Source organism: Tardiphaga sp. 20_F10_N6_6 (assembly GCF_052076045.1).
GTDB classification, from domain to species: Bacteria; Pseudomonadota; Alphaproteobacteria; order Rhizobiales; family Xanthobacteraceae; genus Tardiphaga; species Tardiphaga robiniae.
Genome location: NZ_CP197239.1, coordinates 2,905,536 through 2,926,786 on the forward strand (window position 1 = coordinate 2,905,536; position 21,251 = coordinate 2,926,786).

A 21,251-nucleotide genomic window follows, 5' to 3' on the forward strand; every position below is an offset into this window, starting at 1 on the left:
TTCTTCACGATCAAGTCTTGGCCGCTTCTTTCGGCACAGCTCCCATCAGCCGCAGGCTTAAAGCCTAAGGACGTGCATCGACAAGTGGCTAGCGTTCCTATGACATGGGAGAACGTGCCGCCACAGTCTTGGGGAGGCGCGACGCCTGTCGCCGGATCCGCGCGAAATTCCCTGCGGAAACGCTGCTGCATTGCGTCGTGAGCGCAGCGCAGCGCAACAACAGCGCCAGGCGCGGAACGAGTGGCGGACGCTTAATCGCGTCCGCCGGACTTATCACCAATGATGACGATGACCGCGGCCGCGGCTCCAGCCGTAATGATGCCCGCGCCCGCGGGACCAGCCGTAATGATGTCCGCGTCCACCACGATGCATGTGGCCATGACCATGACCGTGGCCGCCCTTTATCTCGATCGCATCGCCCGAAGCTGTCATCGGCGCTAGCGGCATAGCGGCCACGGCCGCTCCACTTCCCGCCGTCAGCAAAAGGGCCGCGACCCCGGCGATCATCATCCGTTTCATATTGCTCTCCTTTGACCGCACCATGCGGCCGTTGACACAAATTCCCGGGCTGCGATGGGTTCCTGAGCTCGGCGTTACGAAGACAACTGCTGGCATCAGCGCGTCTTTTGGAATATGGCGCCGCCCGTATTGCTTCTTTTACCCGGAATCGTCATCCAAGAACGGAACCAAGAAACTGCTTTCGCTGTTGTTGCGCAAGACCGAATGAGCGGTCTCGACAGTGGAGGTCATAAAATGAATAGGAGATTGATGGGATCGGCTGCGGCCATTGCCTTGATTGCCACGACTGCTTTCGCTCTGGCGCAGGGCGGCGGCGCGAGCGGATCAAAGGGCGGCGATGCACCTGCCGCATCAGCACCGCGGGCCGGCGAGGCTCCTTCGACCAACATGCCCGCTGCAAAGGGGACGGCAAGTGACGGCAAGTCGATGACCGATACCAGGTCTGCACCTGATGCCAAGGCCGCCTCCGACCAGAAGGCAGCGCCTGCCAAACCAGCAACGACCGCCCAGGATAAGTCTGCCGTCGCTCCGTCGGATAAAGCCGGGACCTCTGCGCAAGAGCGCACCGACACCAAGGGCGCGAAGTCCGCGACGGACACCAAGTCGACAACTGATACCAAGGCTGCCACTGACGCGAAGACCGGCGACGGCAAGGCCGGCTCCGCGTCTACGACGGGCAATGCCGCGACGTCTGCAACCGTTGCCCTTCCTGCTGAAAAGCGCACGCAGATCACAAGTGCGATCCGGCAAGAAAAGGTCGAGGAAGTTCGCAATGTGAACTTCAACATCTCAGTAGGCGTGACGGTACCGTCTACAGTGCGCGTGCACCCGCTCCCAACGCGAGTGATCGAAATCTATCCAGAATGGCGCGGATACGACTTCATTCTGGTCAATGGTCGTTACGTTATCCTTCGACCGCAGACACATGAGATCGTCTACATCATCGAAGGTTAGGCCCGGCGCCGCCTTGTGGCGCTAGACACTCGTTCCTCGTTCACTCTACTGCCCCGGGTCCACATCCGCGGGCAGTTTTTTTTGACCTTGTGCGGATCAATGCAGCTACAGCGGAACGATTGCCACTTTATCCCGTTGGCGTCTCGGTTGAACAAGGGAGCTTGAAGATGAAGTTATCAACTTACGCATTTGCCGCTGCCGTCGTGGCGACCATAACTACCCCGACCTTTGCAAGTGCGCAGGACGTGCGCGTTCGCATCGGCGAGGATCACGGAATGTCCCGCGACTATGACCGCGGCTACCGCGGCCCTCGCGCGGAATATCGCCGCGATCATGGATGGCACCGCGGCTGGCGCAATCGCGACCGGGTGGTAGTGATTAAGCAGCGCCGTCATCGTTGGGATTGATCCTAGGAAGTGGCCCGCATGGGCCACCTCCTCCTTTTCTGACAAGGTTATCCGCATGACTTTTCTAAAGACATTCGATCGACGTGCAGCTGGCTTAATCATCTTCGCTGGTTTCATCACGTTAACATTTGCGACTCAGGGCTCCGCGGTGCCTAATGCCCCCGCAGGAGCTTCTGACGCGCTAATCGCATCAGGCAGAGCGCCTATGGACCAAGACGCCGCACGGGTTTCGCAAACTGCTGCCGATAGCGGGTGCGAAAAGCAAAACTGGCCATACTACTCCGAAGAATGCCTGCGCGGCGAAGGCGGCGGATCCACTCCGCGTCAAGTTCACCTACAACCGGCTGCTGTCGAGCCGGCGAAGCCGACACCTATCCTCGCCTCTACAAACACCGCCGAGCGCAAGCCAACTGAGTTCCGCCAAGTCACAGAAACGCCCCGCCGGCGTAAGATGCGCCAGACGCCGCACTATGCAAGCCGGCGCATTTCAAGGCCACAAGTGATGCAACGTGAGGATTCCGAGCAACTACCCTTGACCTGGTGAGCTTGCTACAGCGTTTGCGCGTAATGATTGTTGGGCTATTGAGCGTCACGTCATCCATGGGTGCCAAGAAATGTCGCGCCTGGCGCGCCCAAGCGCTCGAGCAATAAACTACCATCGCCTTGAATTTGCACGGCATGTTGTGGAAGGTCGCACCGGCAAATGGATTCAATAGTGTCAAACAACGAACGTCGAAGCGGATTTTCCCGTTTTTTTGGAGACCTTGCTAACAAGACTTCTCAACTCGCGGGTCGAGCCACGACGTTCATCGTCGCAGCCGCCGTCGTGATCATCTGGGCCGTGACCGGTCCTCTGTTCGGTTACTCGGACACGTGGCAGCTTGTCATCAACACTGGGACGACGATCGTGACGTTCTTGATGGTCTTTCTCATCCAGAACTCTCAGAACCGAGACAGCGCCGCCATTCAGGTGAAGCTAGACGAACTCATCCGAACGAGTGCCGCTCATAACTCATTCGTCGGCATCGAGCATCTGACCGACGAGGAATTAGAGGATATCCGGACCAAGTGCGAGGCACGCGCTGCTGCCGAGAAGGTCGGTGAAAGGACTGTGCAACGCATGGGCGAGAAAGCTCGCGAAGCCGCGGACGCCGCCGGGTCCTGATGGACGGATGATGCGGGTTCCGTCCTGGCTTCGCACCCCCCCTCATCGTAACTTTCGTCGTCGCCATGTCCATGCGCCGGCTCAGGACTAGACGACGCTCGGCATCCTGCCGACCCGTTCACGGGCCGGGGTGTCAAGTTCGCCGCAACCTACAACGAAGCAAGTTGGTCAATCCGCATCGGCTAGCCTCCGAACACGAACCGCAGGACTGTCACGATGGTCGCGGAAATGAGGAATGAAATCGCGAGCAGTGTCCAATTCGGCCTTGTGCTTCCTTGAGCCCATCCAGCGAGCATTTTCATGCCCGTCAACATTCGTCTTGGGGAAGCCGGCGCAGGTGCGCTATGCCGAAGCTGGCGAGTTCTTCGGTATCGCTTTCTCGCGTTTCACCCCTCCTGTGCAGATAGCGCTCCAGCAGGCAGCGGCGGCTGTCCTGTGTATCGACGTCGGGATGCGCCGCCCTGTACACCGTCCATGCTGTCTCTGCCGCCCTTCTCACCGCCACTTCGTCAACCATTCTCGCTCCGGCGATTGCTTACAGTCGGTGCCAACTCAGCACGACGGCGAAAGTTGCCAGTTCTTCCCGAAACGTCGGCCATAGCGGAGAAGCGCGCGGTGTGTCGCCGTAAATTGACGTTCAATAGATCAGTACATTTTTGTCCCGCAGCCCGGACTGGGCATCCATTTGAAAGATGGTAGCTCATCGTTTTGCTCCTCGACGGCCCGGAAGCGCCGCCGTGGCGCTGGAGGCTAAGGACCGCCGCGAACGATCAATCAAGGAGACAGCAGGCCGATTCGCCGTTTGGACGCGAGGTCGTTTTTACCGCCCGAAGGCCATCCCGACGGGCGCCTTCGGCCACAATCATCTTTTTCCCGGTTGGGGAATACGTTGGAGGCCGAGAAGACACAAGCGAGCGATGAGGATGCGCCGCAGCCCCTGGCGGCAGGTAGAGCCACCGTCACTTAAGGCCGCGAGCCTCAACGCGTCGGGAACAATAAGCAATATTCGAGAGTTTGAAAACGCAGGGCAAAAAAGTCGATTCATGCAGCAGACGGCCGAGCGATGCTTTTGAATACAGCGGTGAGGACTGCAGGCTCTGACGGTAACAAAACGAGGAGAAGAACGATGAATGGTTTGATTTATCTGGTGGGATTAATCGTCGTCATCTTGGCCGTGTTGTCATTCTTCGGGCTGCGCTGAGATGGTTAAATCGATTGAACCTGCCGAAGCTTCCATTGAAGTCCCCTCAAGGTATTTGAGCTGGACGCCCGTAATCCTCGGTGCCCTCATAGCGACCGCGCTTTCGTCAATTCTGCTGGCCTTTGGCGTAGCGATCGGACTTGGCGTTTCATCCACGGCTCCGACTTGGCGGGACGCCTCCGCTGCGCTTTGGATATTGTCGGGACTTTATCTCATTCTCCAAGCCGCGCTGAGTTTCGGAGTGGGAGGCTATATTGCCGGGCGGACAAATGTCGGTCTCGCTGCTTTGGATACCGCCGAAATTGAACAGCGCGATGGTCTACATGGACTCGCTGCGTGGGCGCTTGCCGTTGTTCTTGGCGTAGCGCTTGCGGCCTTCATTGGAAGCGCGACACTAACGCGGCCGAACAGTAACGGATCGTCAGCACGCACCAGCGCTGCGGAGCCTTTGCTAAGCTACGAGATCGACCGCCTGTTCAGGCCCTTGCGTCGCGCCGCAAACGTAGACCTTCTGCAGGAACGTGCGGAGGCGGGAAGAATTCTCTTGACCTCGTCGAGCCACTTGGGAATGAGCAGCGAGGATCGATCTTATCTTGCTCAACTCGTTGCCGCGAACACCGGTCTCGCCGGCGCAGAGGCGGAAAAACGGGTCGATGCCGCGATTGCAACCTCTCAAGCGTCGATAGCCAAATCTCGACGGAGTTCAGTGATCCTGGCCTTCTCCGTCGCGGCGGCCATATTGCTGGGCGCTGTGATCGCGGTGGCCGCCGGCAGCGTCGGCGGCAGCCACCGCGACGGCGCAGCGATGCCGCATTGGATGGGTGCTCGCGGATCTGCAGCTGCCTATCGACGTGAGGTCGCGTGAGTTAGGTGGAACGTAGTAGATCGAATTGAATGCGCCGATCTTCTCGCTAACCTTGCCTCGCAAGTCTTGTACTGAACAGCGGCTAAGGCGGACGACGGGGACTTTAGATTTCGCTTGGATTTATTAGGCCAAGCCGTTCGATGGCGCGTATGACGCCTGTGGCGAAACCTGAAGCAAGCCGTCTACGCGAGCCACATGCGGGCTGGAGGTCACTCACAGCAAGGCACTCAACCTCACAATGGCCGTGCGCCAAGACCGGCCGTTTCGCCGGTCGGGTGCTATAAGACGACGAGTTGCCTTTCGTTGCCGCGCGGATTCGCCACTGCTGACGGGCGCGATCTGGTGAACCCTCTAGTCGAGTAATTCTTGCTTAGACGCGGCTCGACCCATTATTTCGTTGCCTGCGGGCGAGCTTCGCGGCGCTGAAGGTGAACTACATCAATGCCGGGGATTGGCTTGAGAAATTAATAAATTCCGCGCAGAACGCCTTGACTTAAAGCTGATTTCTGCTGTGTGGGCCCCTCCCCGCGGGCCACGATCTTTGGACCATTACAGATGTTGTGACGGCAAAGGCACCTCATTATTTGTTAGTTGCTAGCGTAGTTCATATGGAAATCTTTCATTTTGCGGAGCTCTTCAAGAAGGATCACAAAGTTACTGCGGCACTGGCCGGAAGATCCACTCGCGCCACACGGTCAGTAGTGCTGCCATAATGACAGGCCCTAGGAATAAGCCGAACAGGCCAAATGCAGCAATACCTCCAAAGATACCAACAAATGCTAGAAGAAAGGGAAGTCGCGCCGAACCACCGACCAGAGTGGGCCATACGAAGTGATCGCCAGCAAGCATAACGATCGCACCCCATAGAAACACCCCAGCGGCCGCAAACCCACTGCCTTCGCCGGAGACCAAAACTAATGCCGCCGCGGTGAAAGCCAACCAGGCTCCGAACGGTAACATCGCGAATGCTATGGTTATTATAGTAAACATCACGGGGGTCGGTACGCCGGCGACCAAGAATCCGACACCAATAAGCAATCCTTCGCCCACAGCGACGAGAATTGTACCGTTGACCGTGCCGCGCGTCGCTTCGACCATTTTCTCGACGAGTCCCTCTCCTGGATCGCCGATAAGGCGGTCGCACGTCTCGAGGAAACGGCTCGTGACAGCGCGACCATTACGGAGGAGGAAATACAAGGTCAGAAGCGAGAACAGCAACAGAAAAAGACGATGAAGCAGCTGTGAGCCGAATGTTTTAAACAACTCCGACGCATTATCCGCGTTAACAGTTTGAAGCCATGCCGCTGCAGCTTTTGGATCCGAAAGGTTGGCGCGCCACCAAGTTTGCAGAGTTTCCGCAATGAGCGGTAGACGCGCGACCCAATCCGGCACCTCAACACCGCTCTCGCGGGCTTGCTTTAGCCACCTCACAAGAACGTCGCCTTGCTGCGCGATTTGGTAGATGGCAAGTGACAGCGGGGTGAACAGCACCAAAGCCACGATTGCGGTGAAGATGAACGCTGCCAGACTTGAATGACCTGACGAAAAGCGCGCCGCAAACTTCAGGTACAGCGGCCACAGGGCAACTGCGAGAATGGTGGCCCATATCAGGGCCGGCAGAAAAGCTGAGGCGGTCCATGTCCCGAGGCCGAAAAGGACCAGGGCAAGCACGACCCGGGAGTTCCTACGCGCGTCAGCTCCTAAAGGTAGCGGCTTTCGCTCTGCTTTGGGTGACGCTTGTTCGATGTGCACCATCCGTCGCTTGCGCAAAGCTTCCGTTCCGGCCTTTTCTACCATCCATCACGCCCCCGTTTATCGGGGAAGAACAAAAAAGACTGTCGTTCAGTTCCAATCGGGAAAATGTTGCAATGCCATGAACGAGCACCGGATTTCGATTCTGAGGGGCGGACGTTCGAATCGCTCCGAGGCCAACATGAATTGCCCGACAAAATTCAGCTACTTCGCTCGGTATCGGCTTCGTTCTTTTGCGGATTTACGTGCCGCATCTCGTATTTGCTAAACCCCTTCGATTTCGGGCTTTCCCTTTTTAGTCACGATGAGTGCACGCAACACGGTATTCGCGAATCGCTCTATGCGCGGTAACGCCGTCGATGCGGCAAAATGCTGTGACGACACCTCCTGAAAACCAATCCATCCTGAGGTTCGCCGAACGGCCCGATGCCCCCCCAAGGGCTAGGGTTCGAGCGCGTGGCGGGGCCGTCTTCGTGGTTGTCGACGGTCCCGCTGTTCGTGCGCGGCCGCTATCGTCTCGTCAGCAAAATAGAACTGAACCTCTGCGACAGCTCGCCGCACCTATGAAGGCCAGCAACACAGGAGGCCATCATGCCAGTCGCACTGAAGCAGCCGACGCCCTCGATCGTCACAGCACCCACAACGTCGCCTTGGATGCATCTTGTCTGGTTCGGGGCGGCCGGACTGTTCGTATCGATCCTTGCAATGACCTACGGCTTGGATCTCAGCCCGGGTTTCTTCTGAGCAAAGGAGAACCGCCGGGGGACTGGGAAACCGGCGGATCGATATTTCAGTCAGTTCGCCGCAATCAGCCGACGCGCAGGTTTTCTGCCGACGTCTTTCCGCGGTTTTCCTGCTCTTCATAGCTGACCTTGGCACCCTCGTTGAGCGTGCTCAGCCCCGCCCGTTCCACGGCCGAAATATGCACAAACACGTCCTTGCCACCTGTGTCCGGCTGAATGAAGCCGAAGCCCTTGGTCGCGTTAAACCACTTTACGGTACCAGTCGCCACATCGCTCTCCCTACGGCTATCGGCACAACGTCGCATGAAGCCACCGAGAGTCAAGAAGAGCACGCACGAGAGACTAGGACGGCGAGTTATCGAATGTGGCCACGCCTGCCTCTATGACCTCGATTTCATTCTCGACAGCATCCAGCGGCACGCGAAAATCGAAACCGGTCCGGCTTCGCAGGTCCTTAGCGATGCGCTTTCGATGATCCAGCAGACCGACCAGCGCCGCCCGATCACCAACCTGGATGTATGCGCTGACAATAAGCTCGATTGCTGATGCCACTGCCGCCTCCAAAGAAAACCCGCCGGGTCGCTCCGGCGGCTCTGTCGTTTCGTCTACCAGCTAGCGGTAGGCATTACAGTGCCGCTTGAGATGAAGCTATCGGAGGAACCTTAAAGAAGGATCCCGACCGCAGTGCGGTGATGATGATGCGGTCGATGGTTTGGACCGCGCGTTTCGCGACACAGGCCGGCTGTGGTATTCGCCATCCGCTACCATGCAGTTGTTCTGATCGACGGCACCTTCTTGCATCGGCAAGAATTGCTGGAGTAACGCCCGGCCCAAGCAACGGAAGCCGAGAGGCTTCCGCGCTCCTGACCAAAAGGTGCTGAGTTCACGATGCCTACTATCGTCGGAGCACTTGTTTTCTGGAACACGGCATTGCTCATAGGGCTTAATGCCGCTCGGAGAGCCGATCGTAGTTTTCTTTCACTATCGCTCTGAGGTCAGAGTAGACGTCTGATCGGGATGACCCAGCCGCAAGATCAAGGAACGCCTGACTGAAGGCTTTTGTCTTTTCACGGACCATCAGATCAGCCTCATTCCATGCGGCCGTCCCGCCCTGCATAAAAACTTGCATACGCAATGCGACGACCCGGCTTGCTTCGAAGCCGAGAAGGGAAGCTTCGGTCATTGCGACGAGAGTAGATGCAAACATGTTGGCTCCCAGCTTATGAGCTCCCGTTCAAACGGGACGGGACTACGTTGGAACATCTCCTATTCAGCATCGTTCCCTGCAGTTGCACCGGTGGTCGTGCGGCCGGCGCCGCGCGCCGCATTCAGCGCTGTGACGGCGATTTCTCGAAGTCGATCCCGGGGAAAGTTCAGCCGAAGCATAGCCTGGAAGCCGAGTTCGTAGTTGCCAAGGATCTCCCGCTCGAGCGCTAGCGCAATCGCTTCAATCTGAGCGGGGGAAGGTGGCGGATCTGGAACGTCATCGGCTGGCAACGTTTTGGTGGAACCACCCGCAGCGAGGAGCGCCTCAGCCATCGAGACACCTATCTGGACGCTCAGCGCGCCTAGTTGCAACAAACCGTCGACAATATTGCGAGCAGGATCGTAACTCATCTGTCTACCAATGGCGCCGCCGCGCCATTGCTGCTCCGAAAAGAAAAGCAACTAAGAGGGCCCCCAATGGCGCGTCCCGTGTGACCTTTGCCAGAATGTCTAACGGTCTGCCGGGCTTGCGACCCTCGTCGATCGCTGTGCTGACCCGGTCGGCGGCGTCTTTGACGCCGTCGATGACGACATCTTTCAAATCTTCGGCCGGCTCTGCAGGTGGTAGCGTTTTGTCAGTCATGTCGTGATCTCCTCGCTGCAGCAGCACAAGCTTGCGATCCGGCATATCGTTCCAAACAGTCTCGGAACTGTTCTCCAACATTCGCTTTGAACCGGCTCAACAGGGAGCTCGATCATGTCATCCACAGCCGTCGCGATATTAATCTCGGCAATTGTCGCAATTTCAGCGCCTGCTTTCGCCCAAGGTGGTGGAGGTGGCGGCGGGGGAGGATCTAGCGGCGGCTCGGCGGGTAGCAGCGCGTCTTCAGCTGGCGGCGCAGGATCGTCTGGCGCTGGTGCCGGCGGAGCTACGGGCGCTGCCAACTCCGGCAACATCGGGACCGACAACATCAACAGCGTCACCGCGGCGCCATCGTCCTCAACCAGCTCGCAAACCTACGGACAGTCGCCGGCTGGCGCGGCTGCGACAAACTCGCTGAGCAGCACCAACACGGGCGTGATGGCCAATCCGAACGCTGGGCCGCCTTCTTTGAGAAATAGCGGCGCCAGCGTCGCTCCGGCCGGCCGGGTTGGGGACAAAACTCCGAGCCAGGATGCGAAGTGAGGCCGCGCACCAGCAGCCGCCTGTTTCCGAAGTTTCAGTTCAGACCATGCGCGGTAGCAGTCATACCCAGCGCTTAATCGACGTGGTGATTGCAGTCGGCCGCTAGCAGGCGAAATTCCCAGCGCCGACCAGGATTCACCAGCAAACATTCACGGGCACAATCCGCCAACCCCAACGGGTCCAAACCTGTCGATGACGAAGACACGGGTCACGCCAACCCGGACCCCAACCGCCAATGCCCCAGCCAGCGCTCGCCAGGCCCAGACCAAATCCCGCGCCGACGAACGCCGGCCCCCCCAGCCGCCGCGCCATCCACCGCCGCGCCACTCACCTCCATGCCATTCACCTCCGTGCCAGCCGCCGCCACCATGAAACCCACCGCCGCCGAAACCGCCGCGAGCCGAAGCATCGGTTAGTGGAAGCAGGCTCATGGCGGCAACAGCAACTGCAAGGATTACTGTTTTCCGTAACATCGCCTGTCCTTTCCCGGTCATGGTCGCTCCCGGGACAATGACGCAGTTCGGGCTGTTTTGTTTCAGGTGACGGCGGAAGCGATGGCCTGGTTTCCAAGGGCGGCGGTAGCAGAAAGAGCCGGTGAATGTGATCGCTTCTCCCCGGTCCTGCACCGGGCGCTCGGCTGTGTCGGTGACAATTGCGGACTGGTTCGGCGTCGGTGCCTATCCGGCGTCTTGCGGAAGATCGCTTTTGCGACGGATCAAAACTGCCCCAGCTGAGTTTTTTATGGCTAACAGCACAGGAGATGAATATGAGCGTGGAAGGTAAAATCAAAGAAGGTGCCGGCTTCGTCAAGGAAGAGCTGAACGAACACGGCAAGGACGCGGAGAGCAAGAAGAAGGCCCAGCAAGGTCGCGACCTCCGCAACGAAGGTCGTGTCGAAGATGGCAAGGCTCCGAAGACGACACCGCCCGGCTCCGGTCATCCGGAAAAATAATGTCGGCAATTATCGAGAAAGCCCGCCCTCTCCGGGGCGGGCTTTTTGCTGCCTATCCGCATCGGCGCCAGTTGCCGAGCGGTATTTAGCAATAAAACGCTCCACAACAGAAACTCGGATAGCTGACGTAAGGTTGGAGTGGACTCGGTCGCGATCTATCCGCCTAGTCAGTGTTAACCGAGAGATACCTTCTTCGCTCGCAATCTCTGTCAACGCGTCCCAAAAGGCATCCTCGAGGCTAACGCTCGTTGACGTCCCGTTAGTTCGGGTGAAAGTTTGCTTTCGTGGCTTTATAGGTTTCCCCAGGTTAGCCATAGCGATTGATCCCCTTAGTGCGCGCAAAGCGGAGCTACGCCCTTCAGCTCCAACATCTCTCCATCGATCGCACTTCACTCCGGCTTTCTGGCTGCCTATCGCCGACCTCAATTGCCATGAGACGGGAGGACGGCGACACGCCCGAGTAATGCAACCAGCTCCGCCTGCCGCCTTGTTTGAGTTTTGACGAACAGAGAGGCCAGGTGTGAGCGGATTGTCGTCCGGCTCAGACGCCGGGAGCGAGAAATATCAAGCAAATTATGACCACGCGCCAATTCGACTGCAAGCTGGCTTTCCGCGGCTGTAAGGCCGAACAAGCGCCGCAGCGCCTCAGGCGTCGGCTCTGGATGAGCGTCAAGATCGAGCAGAATGATGGTGCTGGTTTCATCGGTCCAAACATTGATCATCTGGCTTACAAGCCTGGTGACGCCTTCCCTGAAGGAAGTCGCGAGCCATGATGTCGAGCCAACGGGAATTTGCGCTCCCGCGCGATTCACGAGTTGCTTGACGGCGCGATAGAGTGTTTCCCCGCTCGCGGCGCCACATTCGCGTTCCAATATCGCACGACCGATTGCGCTCACGTCAAGCAAACCGCCTCGTTTGAGTAGAACTTGCCCGCAGCCAATTCGCGCCAGGACCGCGTGTAGTACGTCACGTTGTCCAGCTAGGTCAGGCTTCTTGTCTGGATCAGCATCCGACCTGACGAGGGATGCGCGATTGGAAATGTTGAAGATTGATTCCCTGCATGGATGAAGGGATGCAATTGCGGCAGGCAATGCGGCACTCTGGGTCAAGTTCAACATTGCGTCTTTCCCTTTGCCTATTACGTCGTTTGAATGACAAGGCTTGATCGAGCCAAGAGCATTCCGACGTCAACGAGCCGTGTAAATGCTCCGCACGGAGTAATCCGACTGCACACCTCCCCGAAGCCTCGCAATCTAGTGCTCCGACTGACACAGAAAAATAGGAAGAGCGATGCAGAACCTTGCTCCCTTCTGCGCTAGGCGTCGGGCTAGAAGGCTCATGCACACTCGTACCCCATTGTGGCTACCCCCTGTGCCACGGGCGGTGCGACGTTTTCGCAAAGCGAACTAAATCTCAATAGAAGTATTGTACGCGGTTATTGGATGATGGGATGTGTTATGCGTATGCTCATTTTCGGTATCGCATTGTTGTTTGACGCGGACGCGTCGGCTCAGCCCATCCTTGCCCGTGAGCCCCACACCCTGCCCCCCTTTGCTGTCGTCTATGTCCAGAACAACAGCTGTAGTTACGGCAAGGTGCTGAGGGTCGTCGGCTCCCTCAAAGGCCTCCAGCGCAAACGTACTTGCGTTTCTGTGAGCTCCGCTCATGCAGAATTCTAATGCCCACCTCAAGGATCGCGCCAATCGCTGTGCTGGTTGCCTGGATCATCGCCGTCGCGGCTGCTGGCATTTTTCTAGTACGACTATGAGCATTACGCTTCTGCCGCGAACCGAGCGAAGTACTTAAGCGCATATGCCGGGAACGGGTTAGATGGCCGCGCGTACCAATGCGTTGCTGTCGTGACGAGAAACCGGCAAAACCGCCGCGTCCATCATCCCCGTTTTGGCCGGTTGTCACCCGGCGTATGCGTCAGACAATTCAGCCAAAGTAGAATAGTTTCTTGCTTTAAGATCAAAGAGCCACGACTTGTCGCGATCGAGGAGCTAGACCCAAGGAGTGCCGTAGTAATCATTGAGCGAGCGAGCCCGGTTGGTGTCCGACCAGTCCCAGTCGCTGTCATTGGCGTATTTCGGCGCGCCCTCGAGCTGAGCCTTCGTCACGTTGGTAACGTAACCCTCAAGATTGGTGTCGTACTTCAGCGTCTGCCAAGGGAGCGGATAATGCTCATCGCCCATCCCAAGGAAGCCGCCGAAGCTCAGCACGGCATAGGCAACTTTGCCGCTGACTTTGTCGATCATCACGCTTTCAATCGAGCCGACCTTTTCGCTGTCGGGACCATAGACGGCGGTGCCTTCAACCTTCTCGCTGCTGATCAGATTGCTCGTTTCGTTTGCCATAATGGCTCTCCCTCGTTTGAGTCTCGATAAAAACGGGAGAATCTGTCATTCGTTCCGGAGTGGCTCCAGTGTGATTTAGCGAAGCCCAGAGAGCCACGGTTATAGACCGACAAAGCCAGCCGCTCTGGGTATGCTGTAGCTCAAACCTGTTGGTGCCGCGCCGTAGCCCTTCAACCGCCGCTATCCCCGCAACTGCCATGCCGACGAAGGTCCGCTCTCCCTCATTGACGCGGTGCAGAATCCGCTTGGCGATGACGCATCGGTTTTCGTGACTGTCAAGGCAACGAGGTAAGGTCTCGCACGCTTTGGCATGCCAGTGGAGCAAGTGATCGCGAAGGTGCTGCAGTCCGGCTACTCGCTGATTTCCAAGCTCGAGGCCGACGATGGCCGATGGGAAGTTGAAGGCATCAAGAACGGCAAGAGGACGAACTTTCAGCCGACCCGAAGAGTGACGTAATCATTGCCAGAAGCTGGCCGACTAATCTCCGCTGCTGTTCTTCGCTTTCCCTTTCTTTTTAGGTTTCAGCGCCTCAGCTTGAGCTCGGAACGCTTCGGCTAGATTGTGCATGCGTTCAGCGTGCTCGGTGTCTTCCGAGCGCAGAGCTACAGCCTCGGCTTTCTTAGCCTGCTTCCTGAGCGACTTCGTTGGTTTCATCCCACATTATATCGCGGCGCGCCCTTTAAGGAACGATGTTCCCTGACGTTGCTTGTTGGAGCAGCCGGACACCATCTCTCCAAGGTCGATAATCCGGTGAGGCCCGACGACATTGCCCCCGATGACGTCGGGCCGAATTATTGCGAGGTACCCCCGCTGCTCGATTGATCTCAAGCGCAATTCACTTTTCAGCCTGACCATTTCTGATAATTTGTCACCGCTATGCCACAGACCCAAACGCCGATCTGTCCGAAATGCGGATCTGTCACTGCTTGGCTGCGGTCTACTCCGGCGGACAAGGGCATGGTCATCCATGCCTACGAATGTCCAAAGTGCAGCTTCATCCATGCCGCTGTTGGGCCAGATCCAGTGATCCAGGCCGAGGGCTGGTTGAACGGCGAGCTGCGACCGCTGGAGAAATAACCGTGACAAGGGCGCCTGCTTGCGAAACCATGGGATACGGAAGACGTCGCCAAGCTGAAAGAGCTAGTCGACAGCGGAGCGTTTGCTCTACGTGCCGCAGCGGCGCTCGGCCGGCCCATTACGTCAGTCAAAAGGAAGGCGTGCGATCTGGGGATTTCGCTGCCAAGCGTCCGCAAGGTAAGGGCGGACCTGCGAGCCAAAGGCGCTATCGAAGACCTTCGACACCGATAGTCTGTGGGAGAAGCCTGAGCGCTTGACCGGAACTAATCCGCAACAGGACGTTTGAATCTGCCGTTCAGTTGCGGATTTGAGTTATGCCATGGTCGACGCGTTTTCCAGACCCCATTGCCCTCCCCGCTGGCGGTAAACTGGCCACCCTGCAGGATGCCGGCGAATACATCACCCGCCTGCCGAAGCAGATGCACGACGCCCCACCGTGGCAGAACGCAATGCACGTGTTGATACAGGCCGCCGAGTACGACGGGCCGATCGAGTTCGCACGCCTCGGCATGTTGCAAGCACTCTTTCCAGGAGGCACGCCGGTTTACCACTCCGTCGACAAGGATCCGAAGTGGCGCAACCGCTACAAGCTCGTGAGGGATCAATGATGCGCGACATCGACACCATCAACGACGCCATGGATGACGCTCGGGCCGTCTTACACAGCTCATGTGGCCGGGACCGCGGAGCCCGCAATTCGTCTTACAACGCATGCTCGAAATACTTGACCACGAAGACGTGAGCGCTGCACAGGAGCGGCTGCGCAAGGGCTACGGGCGCCTTCGGCTCGTGGAATAAAAATGGCCAGCTGTCCCTCAGGATAAGTCCGGCCATAGTAAACTAAAGTCTAGGTGAACGTTCCTGCGGTTGCTTATACCAATTTCGTGGAAGTCCTGCATTTGCAGGCCTACGCATTGAAATACCAAGCAGGTGAGCTTTGCACACAGTTGCCGCTCGCGTCCGTCCCAACTCTCTGGAAATATCGTCAGGAGATCGGCTGCCAGCCGGATCTCGTAACTTTGCAATATCATCATCGGTCCACACCCGATATTCGTGCGGCATTTCCATCCTCCATACCGACGCTACCTTCCCGGCAAAAAAAGATTATGCGCCGCAACATGGCGGTTCAATCATGTTTTCGGTCTTGCTTGCTGAGGGCCAGACTCACGTCTGCCAAAGGTGGAGAGCGCATCGAATTGCGCAAAAGACCACTTTCGAGATTGTGGATCGATTAGTAGCGCTGTGCCGAGTGCGTCGATGGCTCTGACGACGCCCCAACGAGAAGCGATCGCAACGGCTGCACGACTGAGAGCGATATCTCGAAGGTGCGAAGAGTTTGCGAAATTCGGCGGGTATCGATCAGTGTCCGACCGGCTAAATGCTCTGGCGGTGAAATACCAGGAACGAGCGCGGAGAGTTGAGGAACGCGCCGGAGTGTACTTAAATGGGGGCACGCCTGACGACAGGCCGTCGTTCAGTTTGCGGAGAAGGCGCCGCCGTTGTCCTGAATGACTGCCGACTGACCTTCTGCGATCGGCCACCGTCTGTCCAACAACTCTCGCACCTCTTGCCGGACCACTTCCGTACCCGAGTAGTAACCAAGGCAGAGGCCCGCATATCCGCCGATCAGAAAACAAGCGAAGCAAGCCATTAATGTTATCCACATCGCAGGGCCTCCATGCTTCATGGACCTTAGCTCTTCGCCGCATGTACACGAGCTTCAACGTCGAAACGGTATTCTCCCCGCCCGCAGCCGGCGACGTCAATGATAACCGGATTTCTGTCTCAAGTCGCTTAGTTTCTCGCCGGCTGAGAATCGCTCCGTAAACAAGACCGGGTCATCCGGGTCGCCCTCTCGGGCCTCGTGGGCTACTGAACGGTTACGCGCGCGATCCCGCCCATGCCGATTGCGTTGGCTGCTGCTCGAGACGGGTCGATGCAGCCCCTCGATGAACGGGCCGGTCCGTGATGCGGACCCGCACCGATCTGCCGTTGTTCTTGTTCGTGACCGTGACGTGGCTACCGAAGCGCCGGCTCTTGTGCGCGGCCATCAGGGCGCAAGCATTGAACCGTTCGCCCGAAGCCGTCCTACGGCCGTGGTAGCCATCCCCAACGCCGTACTGGCTGGCGACGCACGTTTCTTCCTTGGTCAACTTGACGCCAATCGAGACAACGCCTTCGAGAAAATTCTGGGCAAACGCCGGTGAAATGAAAAAAATGTGCACAGCAAAACGCACGCGGAGAACAGGCGGATCAATGAGTTTCCTTGGGTTGCGATGCTAGAGGTCGATGGTCGGCGTGACCCTAGAAGCCACGCTTAGGCCAGGCCCGGCGCTCATGGATTCGGTTGAGCGTCGGGCCATTTCGCTGCCGGGCTTGGTTGGAACTAAATCCGTTTTTGCCAATTTTTTCCGCGGTCGGCAGTTTCTGTCGTGGGCTGCCTTCCGGGCTCGGCGGCGTACCCTTGCACCCAACTCGACCGCCGCCGGGCCTCTCTAAATTTCCATCACCGGGCTCGGGATCATTCCGCACCGAGTTCAGTGAGGCGGCCCGGCGGTCGATCCCATCCGCCGTCGGGCCGATCTTCCCCGAGGAACGAATTAGGTTTGCGTTGATTTTTTACGAAGCCGGCAGCTTTCCTCAGCGGCTGTTGGTTAGGCTCGGCGCCTGAGTCCAAACGGGCGCTGGGCCGCCTCTTTAAGCGTGCGCGCTCGGACGAATTCGGCTCTCCAAAAACCTGTCAAGGCGAACGTGATGCCAGTCCCAATAGCGGCGCACGATCTCGGGGCCTTCTCCTCGATGATGAAGGATTTGTTCTTCGAGGACGGCGCTTCCTTTGTGGCGGTGATGGCGCACAAGGCCTGATGTTAGATTTGCGCTCCGGTTCGACCCCGCGTTTGCCTTTTCCACGAAGAGACCCGACCGGGGCCCTAAACATCTGGACTTACAGCGCGCCGATTCCCTAAGCTATCTTATCCCAACTGGTTTGGAATCCGATGAAACAACATCCTTCGAGGATGGGGCTAGGCATTGCGTTAGGGGTGTGCCTTGGAGCTGTCCTCGGCATTGCCATCAGGAACGTGACCGCTGGCATCATTATCGGCATCGCCGTAGGGGCCGTGATTGCTGGTTACGCAGATCATCGATCCCGGTAGCAAGCGCACGCCCGGCTGCTCCCCATCTCTCCAAGGAACATGGCGCGCTGGTTGTCGTTTTCCCCTTATGTCCGACGAAGACGAGCCCGTCACCGAGATCGCCGCTCCGCCCGTTTTGGTCCCCGAAACCAATCGATTGTGGCGGTTAACGCCTGCATTGAATCTGCTTGAGAAGAGCAGACAGATTGCCATCGTCCCCGCCGAGACCGAGGGGGTGGCTCGCGCCATTGCGACGAGAGCAGATCCCATGGGACGGGATTGGCGTGATCGCGTCTCGTTCGCAGCGGATAGCATCGAGACGACCGAGCGGCACGTCATCGGCGACGTAATATTTCGATCTATCCCGCAGCAGCCTCCTCCAAAGCCGAAACGAACCAAGAAGGCCTAACCATGCCCAAGAGAATGACTGAGCATGAACTCGAGATGTGGGCCGCAGATCTACTGATGGAAGCGCACGCGATCGCTCCATGCCCCACCACGGCTATATGCGTTTGCGACACAGCCATCACGCTGTGGACTACGTTCTGTCGCTGGCAGAACACCGAACATTCTCGGGCAAAAAGGAGCGGATCGCGGCGGTCGAGAGCGTGCTCGATGGGCTGAGTGATGAGTGTCCCGCATGCTGACACCCAGCTTGCCAGATCTCATCGACTTTCCAAATGTCGTACCGCGCTCGGGTAAGCTCAAAGCATGACAAAGAAACCAGCGGCTTCCCTGCATGACAAACCACTCAACATGCCCGCCGAGGATGACCTCGAAGCGCTGCTGGCCCTCGATGTGGGCGTGATGTCGATACACGATTCCCCGCTCCTTGGTACTCTGACGTTAGTCACCCGAGATGGGCACTGCGATTTTCTGATCAACGAACAGATCGCCAACGAACTGGTCCAAGAAGCACGAGCTCTTCTCCGAGGCGATAGCCCGTCTCTGGTCGAACGTAACGAATAGTCAGATTGCCATTGGTCAGTAGAGCTTGTTGCCCACATTCCGAAGAAACGGACTTCGAGTGCATCCAGGTGCGGATCGCCGACACTCGCAACAACAGGACATGATCGCTGCAGCGCGAAAATCGAGGACGATAGACAGAAGAACGAGAGTACGGGTTAGAAAAATGCTCCGCAGCGACATCACTCGCCCATTGAATGCGAAACCCGCCTCGTTCCGGGTGCAGCGGGCGGACAGCTTCAATACCGAAGTCTGGATACCGGCGGTGTCCCGCCTCGATCCGTGCCCATGATCAGGCCTGTCACGCCGGCATGTTCCATCAAGGCTTGCTTGATCAGCTGGATGCTCAACGTCGCTCTTCCTGCGTATGGAACCAGACGGTAGCGGGTGCCGCACGCTTTAATTTGTTCCCGCCTGCCGCTCACAACTTCGGCGCGATCGTCCCCGTGTGTGCCTTTTGAGAGACGGTAGTGGGGCGTATTAGTTCATACGATCTCGCTACAGATTCAAAATGGAGCGACACATGAAAAAGTATTTACTCGCAACGGCCGCGCTACTTTTCGCTGCAACGTCGGCCTCGGCTGCCGACATGGCTGCACGTCCCTATACTAAGGCGCCCGCAATGGCGCCCGCGATAATCTACAATTGGACCGGCTTCTATATCGGCGGTCACGTCGGCGGCGCCTTCCGCGGCAATTCGAACAACGTTCTCGGCGGCGGTGACGACGGTCGCTTCATGGGCGGCGGTCAGATCGGTTGGGACACGCAGTTCGCGCCTAACTGGGTGTTTGGTCTGGAAGCGAACTACAGCTTCATCGACACCAGCAGCAGCTTTGCAAACCGCGGTCTCGGTTCGGTTACCGGCCGTCTCGGTTACACATGGGGCCCGTCCCTTCTTTACGTAAAGGGCGGTTACGCCTGGGCCGACTCGCGCTTCACCAACGGCTTCACCGGCGATGGTGGCCGGGATGGCTACACAGTTGGCGGCGGTCTCGAATATCTGTTCAGCCAGAATTGGTCGGGCAAGGTGGAATATCAGTACTACGATTTCGGGACGACCAGTTTCGTCACTCCGACGTTTGCTATCGGCGGCTTCCGAAACGACGAGCACACGATCAAAGCGGGCCTGAACTACCGCTTCAATCTGGGCAACTTCGGCACCGGCACCTTCTAAACACTGACGTCAGTGAGAGGCCGGCAAATGAATGCCGGCCTTTTCTATTTGCCAGACGATTGGCGAGACAATCAGAACAATTACGGCCGCCGCGGACATCTCCGTGGCGGGCGCATTTCTTCAATCAAGGTGAGAGTTGTCAGTCAATATACCCTCAGCCAGCGCACATCGTTGATCGCCCTATCCAGACCTGCCCCTGGTTCTGACACCTCATCTCGGAGTCGCCGAGCGCATCGAGCACGATGATTGCACGTTTGATGACCACCTTAAGGGCGGCGTGAAACATGGCGACAGATTGCTGAACCTTCGCGACCGGGAACGATCCGCCACAGCGGCTGTTTTCTGGAAAACTCGCCGGAGCCAATCGATGAAAGTGATACTTTCTAAAAAGGAGCTGGAGCGCGAAGCCCTCGCGGAGATGAGAAAACGCCCAGGTTGCGAGACGCTGAAGGCAGTCGACGTCCAATACAGTGACCTTCGAGCCGATACGAATTGGACTCTGTATGCCTTCACAGAAGGTCGAATTGATCCAGGTGCTTTGCATAGTGCGCTGGAAATGACCGTAAACAAACTGCGCCATCAATATGAATTGCGCGCCCCGGAGTGATCCCTTACAGGAAGTCAGACTCCCACCTCGTCCTGAAGTCTGACCTCCATGCTTAAAAAGAAAGCGACCGCCAACGAGCTGATCTGGCTCTTTCACGAGAAGCTTGCAGGCTCCAACTTTCCCAATGCCGGGATTGCGATTATTCCAATCGGTAACGGCAATTGGTCCGCGCTGACGAATGCCACCGAACGCCGGCACTATCCCGATCTGGCAAAGACTGTGGTGCGAATAGAGAAGCAGCTCCGCGCTCGCTACCTCCTGAAAGAAGTTTGATCTCCCTTCACGGGCGGGAACTAAGCCGGCGATTGCCTGTTCTATGGTCCCATCGACCAAGGCTGCATCTTGAACAAGACCAACCAGTTTGACCTTCCTACGCTGCCACATGCCCAAGCCGCCGAGCGCTCTCGAATGAGCGACGACCAAAGCCTGATCAAGGCCCGTTACTGCAGATCGATCCTGAAGGTCGCCGCGATCAGCACCGAGCAGGAAGCCCGCATTTTGCTGAACGGCCTGGCCACCGAGCAGGTTACCACGAACACCTCTCCCGCGATGGCCGAGGCTGAACGAGCAGCTTTGACTGCGATCCGCGATCTGGCTGGATATCAGCACGGCCGAAGCGTCCCCCAAAGCTCCAGCGAGTGGATGCGTGCCGCGCGAGCAATCCAGTTGTGGCTGAACGTTCACGATCAATAGGCATCGTGCGCGCGGAATGCGGAGAAACGGACGCGTCCGATAGCAAACAGCAAAAGACATCTCGTGAGCTGTAGCTTCTGTATCGGAACGGCCTTTTTCGAAGCTCGTCTTAAAAACTTCATTAAAGGCACGCGCCGCTAAGGCATCCGGCGCCAGACCTTTACCCTACGGTACGCGGTACGCAGTTGCGTATCTGTGATGCGTACCTCGCCGTCCGAAAAATAGCTCAAGTGGCGGATGTCGTTGAGGTTTCCGCCTACTCGTTTTGTGATACGCAGTATGCATTTTCCCC

General features: G+C 57.7%; 27 protein-coding genes. 13 read left to right on the forward strand and 14 right to left on the reverse strand.

Features of this window, described 5'->3' with window-relative positions; genetic code table 11:
- Positions 1 to 251 precede the first annotated feature (251 nt).
- Positions 252 to 380 carry a hypothetical protein gene (locus AB7813_RS14035; protein ID WP_286144418.1) on the reverse strand — a complete coding sequence of 43 codons (129 nt, stop codon included), beginning with the start codon at positions 378 to 380 and terminating at the stop codon, positions 252 to 254.
- Positions 381 to 633: 253 nt separating this feature from the next.
- Here AB7813_RS14035 and AB7813_RS14040 point away from each other — a divergent pair, with 253 nt between their 5' ends.
- The 3 genes from AB7813_RS14040 to AB7813_RS14050 all read left to right on the forward strand — a co-directional run bounded on the left by AB7813_RS14040 (position 634) and on the right by AB7813_RS14050 (position 3,045).
- The gene (locus AB7813_RS14040; protein ID WP_441228173.1) at positions 634 to 1,473 is read left to right on the forward strand and encodes a DUF1236 domain-containing protein; all 840 of its coding nucleotides are present in this window, start codon (positions 634 to 636) and stop codon (positions 1,471 to 1,473) included.
- A gap of 167 nt (positions 1,474 to 1,640) precedes the next feature.
- Entirely contained in the window at positions 1,641 to 1,880 is a 240-nt protein-coding gene (locus tag AB7813_RS14045; RefSeq protein ID WP_081422159.1) for a hypothetical protein, read from the forward strand.
- 703 nt (positions 1,881 to 2,583) lie between these two features.
- On the forward strand, positions 2,584 to 3,045 hold the full coding sequence (locus AB7813_RS14050; RefSeq protein WP_068738758.1) for a low affinity iron permease family protein: 462 nt from the start codon (positions 2,584 to 2,586) through the stop codon (positions 3,043 to 3,045).
- 307 nt (positions 3,046 to 3,352) lie between these two features.
- On the opposite strand, the gene AB7813_RS14055 is transcribed toward AB7813_RS14050, so the two are convergent.
- Positions 3,353 to 3,562: a hypothetical protein gene (locus AB7813_RS14055; protein WP_439059625.1), complete on the reverse strand. Its 210-nt coding sequence runs from the start codon at positions 3,560 to 3,562 to the stop codon at positions 3,353 to 3,355.
- A gap of 685 nt (positions 3,563 to 4,247) precedes the next feature.
- Here AB7813_RS14055 and AB7813_RS14060 point away from each other — a divergent pair.
- Positions 4,248 to 5,111 carry a hypothetical protein gene (locus AB7813_RS14060; protein WP_441228174.1) on the forward strand — a complete coding sequence of 288 codons (864 nt, stop codon included), beginning with the start codon at positions 4,248 to 4,250 and terminating at the stop codon, positions 5,109 to 5,111.
- Positions 5,112 to 5,765: 654 nt separating this feature from the next.
- On the opposite strand, the gene AB7813_RS14065 is transcribed toward AB7813_RS14060, so the two are convergent.
- Entirely contained in the window at positions 5,766 to 6,908 is a 1,143-nt protein-coding gene (locus tag AB7813_RS14065; protein WP_441228175.1) for an AI-2E family transporter, read from the reverse strand.
- A 546-nt stretch (positions 6,909 to 7,454) separates the two neighbouring features.
- Here AB7813_RS14065 and AB7813_RS14070 point away from each other — a divergent pair.
- Positions 7,455 to 7,607 carry a hypothetical protein gene (locus tag AB7813_RS14070; RefSeq protein ID WP_158596709.1) on the forward strand — a complete coding sequence of 51 codons (153 nt, stop codon included), beginning with the start codon at positions 7,455 to 7,457 and terminating at the stop codon, positions 7,605 to 7,607.
- A gap of 64 nt (positions 7,608 to 7,671) precedes the next feature.
- Here the strand turns inward: AB7813_RS14070 and AB7813_RS14075 are convergent, their stop codons facing one another.
- The 5 genes from AB7813_RS14075 to AB7813_RS14095 all read right to left on the reverse strand — a co-directional run bounded on the left by AB7813_RS14075 (position 7,672) and on the right by AB7813_RS14095 (position 9,455).
- Positions 7,672 to 7,875 (reverse strand): cold-shock protein, encoded by a 204-nt coding sequence (locus AB7813_RS14075; protein ID WP_068738889.1) that lies wholly within the window; start codon positions 7,873 to 7,875, stop codon positions 7,672 to 7,674.
- A 73-nt stretch (positions 7,876 to 7,948) separates the two neighbouring features.
- Positions 7,949 to 8,158, reverse strand: a complete 210-nt coding sequence (locus tag AB7813_RS14080) for a hypothetical protein (protein ID WP_086937168.1) — start codon at positions 8,156 to 8,158, stop codon at positions 7,949 to 7,951.
- A 391-nt stretch (positions 8,159 to 8,549) separates the two neighbouring features.
- Entirely contained in the window at positions 8,550 to 8,813 is a 264-nt protein-coding gene (locus tag AB7813_RS14085; protein ID WP_441228176.1) for a hypothetical protein, read from the reverse strand.
- A 59-nt stretch (positions 8,814 to 8,872) separates the two neighbouring features.
- Entirely contained in the window at positions 8,873 to 9,223 is a 351-nt protein-coding gene (locus AB7813_RS14090) for a hypothetical protein (protein WP_441228177.1), read from the reverse strand.
- 4 nt (positions 9,224 to 9,227) lie between these two features.
- Positions 9,228 to 9,455 (reverse strand): hypothetical protein, encoded by a 228-nt coding sequence (locus AB7813_RS14095; RefSeq protein WP_068738890.1) that lies wholly within the window; start codon positions 9,453 to 9,455, stop codon positions 9,228 to 9,230.
- Between the two features lie 1,309 nt (positions 9,456 to 10,764).
- Here AB7813_RS14095 and AB7813_RS14100 point away from each other — a divergent pair.
- Positions 10,765 to 10,950 (forward strand): hypothetical protein, encoded by a 186-nt coding sequence (locus AB7813_RS14100; protein ID WP_068738891.1) that lies wholly within the window; start codon positions 10,765 to 10,767, stop codon positions 10,948 to 10,950.
- Positions 10,951 to 10,959: 9 nt separating this feature from the next.
- Here AB7813_RS14100 and AB7813_RS14105 read toward each other — a convergent pair whose 3' ends face one another.
- The 3 genes from AB7813_RS14105 to AB7813_RS14115 form a co-directional block, all read right to left on the reverse strand.
- Entirely contained in the window at positions 10,960 to 11,265 is a 306-nt protein-coding gene (locus tag AB7813_RS14105) for a ribbon-helix-helix domain-containing protein (RefSeq protein ID WP_439059630.1), read from the reverse strand.
- Positions 11,266 to 11,372: 107 nt separating this feature from the next.
- Positions 11,373 to 12,068 (reverse strand): helix-turn-helix transcriptional regulator, encoded by a 696-nt coding sequence (locus AB7813_RS14110; protein ID WP_439059631.1) that lies wholly within the window; start codon positions 12,066 to 12,068, stop codon positions 11,373 to 11,375.
- An 885-nt stretch (positions 12,069 to 12,953) separates the two neighbouring features.
- Positions 12,954 to 13,307 carry a PRC-barrel domain-containing protein gene (locus AB7813_RS14115; RefSeq protein ID WP_120286810.1) on the reverse strand — a complete coding sequence of 118 codons (354 nt, stop codon included), beginning with the start codon at positions 13,305 to 13,307 and terminating at the stop codon, positions 12,954 to 12,956.
- 310 nt (positions 13,308 to 13,617) lie between these two features.
- On the opposite strand from AB7813_RS14115, the gene AB7813_RS14120 reads away from it, so the two are divergent.
- On the forward strand, positions 13,618 to 13,764 hold the full coding sequence (locus AB7813_RS14120; RefSeq protein ID WP_441228178.1) for a PepSY domain-containing protein: 147 nt from the start codon (positions 13,618 to 13,620) through the stop codon (positions 13,762 to 13,764).
- A 21-nt stretch (positions 13,765 to 13,785) separates the two neighbouring features.
- On the opposite strand, the gene AB7813_RS14125 is transcribed toward AB7813_RS14120, so the two are convergent.
- Positions 13,786 to 13,962, reverse strand: a complete 177-nt coding sequence (locus tag AB7813_RS14125) for a hypothetical protein (RefSeq protein WP_199711949.1) — start codon at positions 13,960 to 13,962, stop codon at positions 13,786 to 13,788.
- A gap of 737 nt (positions 13,963 to 14,699) precedes the next feature.
- Between AB7813_RS14125 and AB7813_RS14130 the strand changes: the two genes are divergently transcribed.
- Positions 14,700 to 14,993 (forward strand): hypothetical protein, encoded by a 294-nt coding sequence (locus tag AB7813_RS14130; RefSeq protein WP_120286813.1) that lies wholly within the window; start codon positions 14,700 to 14,702, stop codon positions 14,991 to 14,993.
- A 1,272-nt stretch (positions 14,994 to 16,265) separates the two neighbouring features.
- On the opposite strand, the gene AB7813_RS14135 is transcribed toward AB7813_RS14130, so the two are convergent.
- Entirely contained in the window at positions 16,266 to 16,622 is a 357-nt protein-coding gene (locus AB7813_RS14135; protein ID WP_441228179.1) for a septal ring lytic transglycosylase RlpA family protein, read from the reverse strand.
- A 985-nt stretch (positions 16,623 to 17,607) separates the two neighbouring features.
- Here AB7813_RS14135 and AB7813_RS14140 point away from each other — a divergent pair.
- The 3 genes from AB7813_RS14140 (at position 17,608) to AB7813_RS14150 (ending at position 19,659) form a co-directional block, all read left to right on the forward strand.
- Positions 17,608 to 17,928 carry a hypothetical protein gene (locus tag AB7813_RS14140; RefSeq protein WP_120286815.1) on the forward strand — a complete coding sequence of 107 codons (321 nt, stop codon included), beginning with the start codon at positions 17,608 to 17,610 and terminating at the stop codon, positions 17,926 to 17,928.
- A gap of 302 nt (positions 17,929 to 18,230) precedes the next feature.
- Entirely contained in the window at positions 18,231 to 18,488 is a 258-nt protein-coding gene (locus tag AB7813_RS14145) for a hypothetical protein (RefSeq protein WP_441228180.1), read from the forward strand.
- Positions 18,489 to 19,008: 520 nt separating this feature from the next.
- Entirely contained in the window at positions 19,009 to 19,659 is a 651-nt protein-coding gene (locus AB7813_RS14150) for an outer membrane protein (protein WP_068738774.1), read from the forward strand.
- Between the two features lie 154 nt (positions 19,660 to 19,813).
- Here the strand turns inward: AB7813_RS14150 and AB7813_RS14155 are convergent, their stop codons facing one another.
- Positions 19,814 to 20,239 (reverse strand): hypothetical protein, encoded by a 426-nt coding sequence (locus AB7813_RS14155; protein WP_441228181.1) that lies wholly within the window; start codon positions 20,237 to 20,239, stop codon positions 19,814 to 19,816.
- A 75-nt stretch (positions 20,240 to 20,314) separates the two neighbouring features.
- Here AB7813_RS14155 and AB7813_RS14160 point away from each other — a divergent pair, with 75 nt between their 5' ends.
- Both AB7813_RS14160 and AB7813_RS14165 read left to right on the forward strand, forming a co-directional pair.
- Positions 20,315 to 20,539 (forward strand): hypothetical protein, encoded by a 225-nt coding sequence (locus tag AB7813_RS14160; protein WP_068738776.1) that lies wholly within the window; start codon positions 20,315 to 20,317, stop codon positions 20,537 to 20,539.
- Positions 20,540 to 20,608: 69 nt separating this feature from the next.
- Positions 20,609 to 20,959, forward strand: a complete 351-nt coding sequence (locus AB7813_RS14165; RefSeq protein ID WP_441228182.1) for a hypothetical protein — start codon at positions 20,609 to 20,611, stop codon at positions 20,957 to 20,959.
- Positions 20,960 to 21,251: the final 292 nt, after the last annotated feature.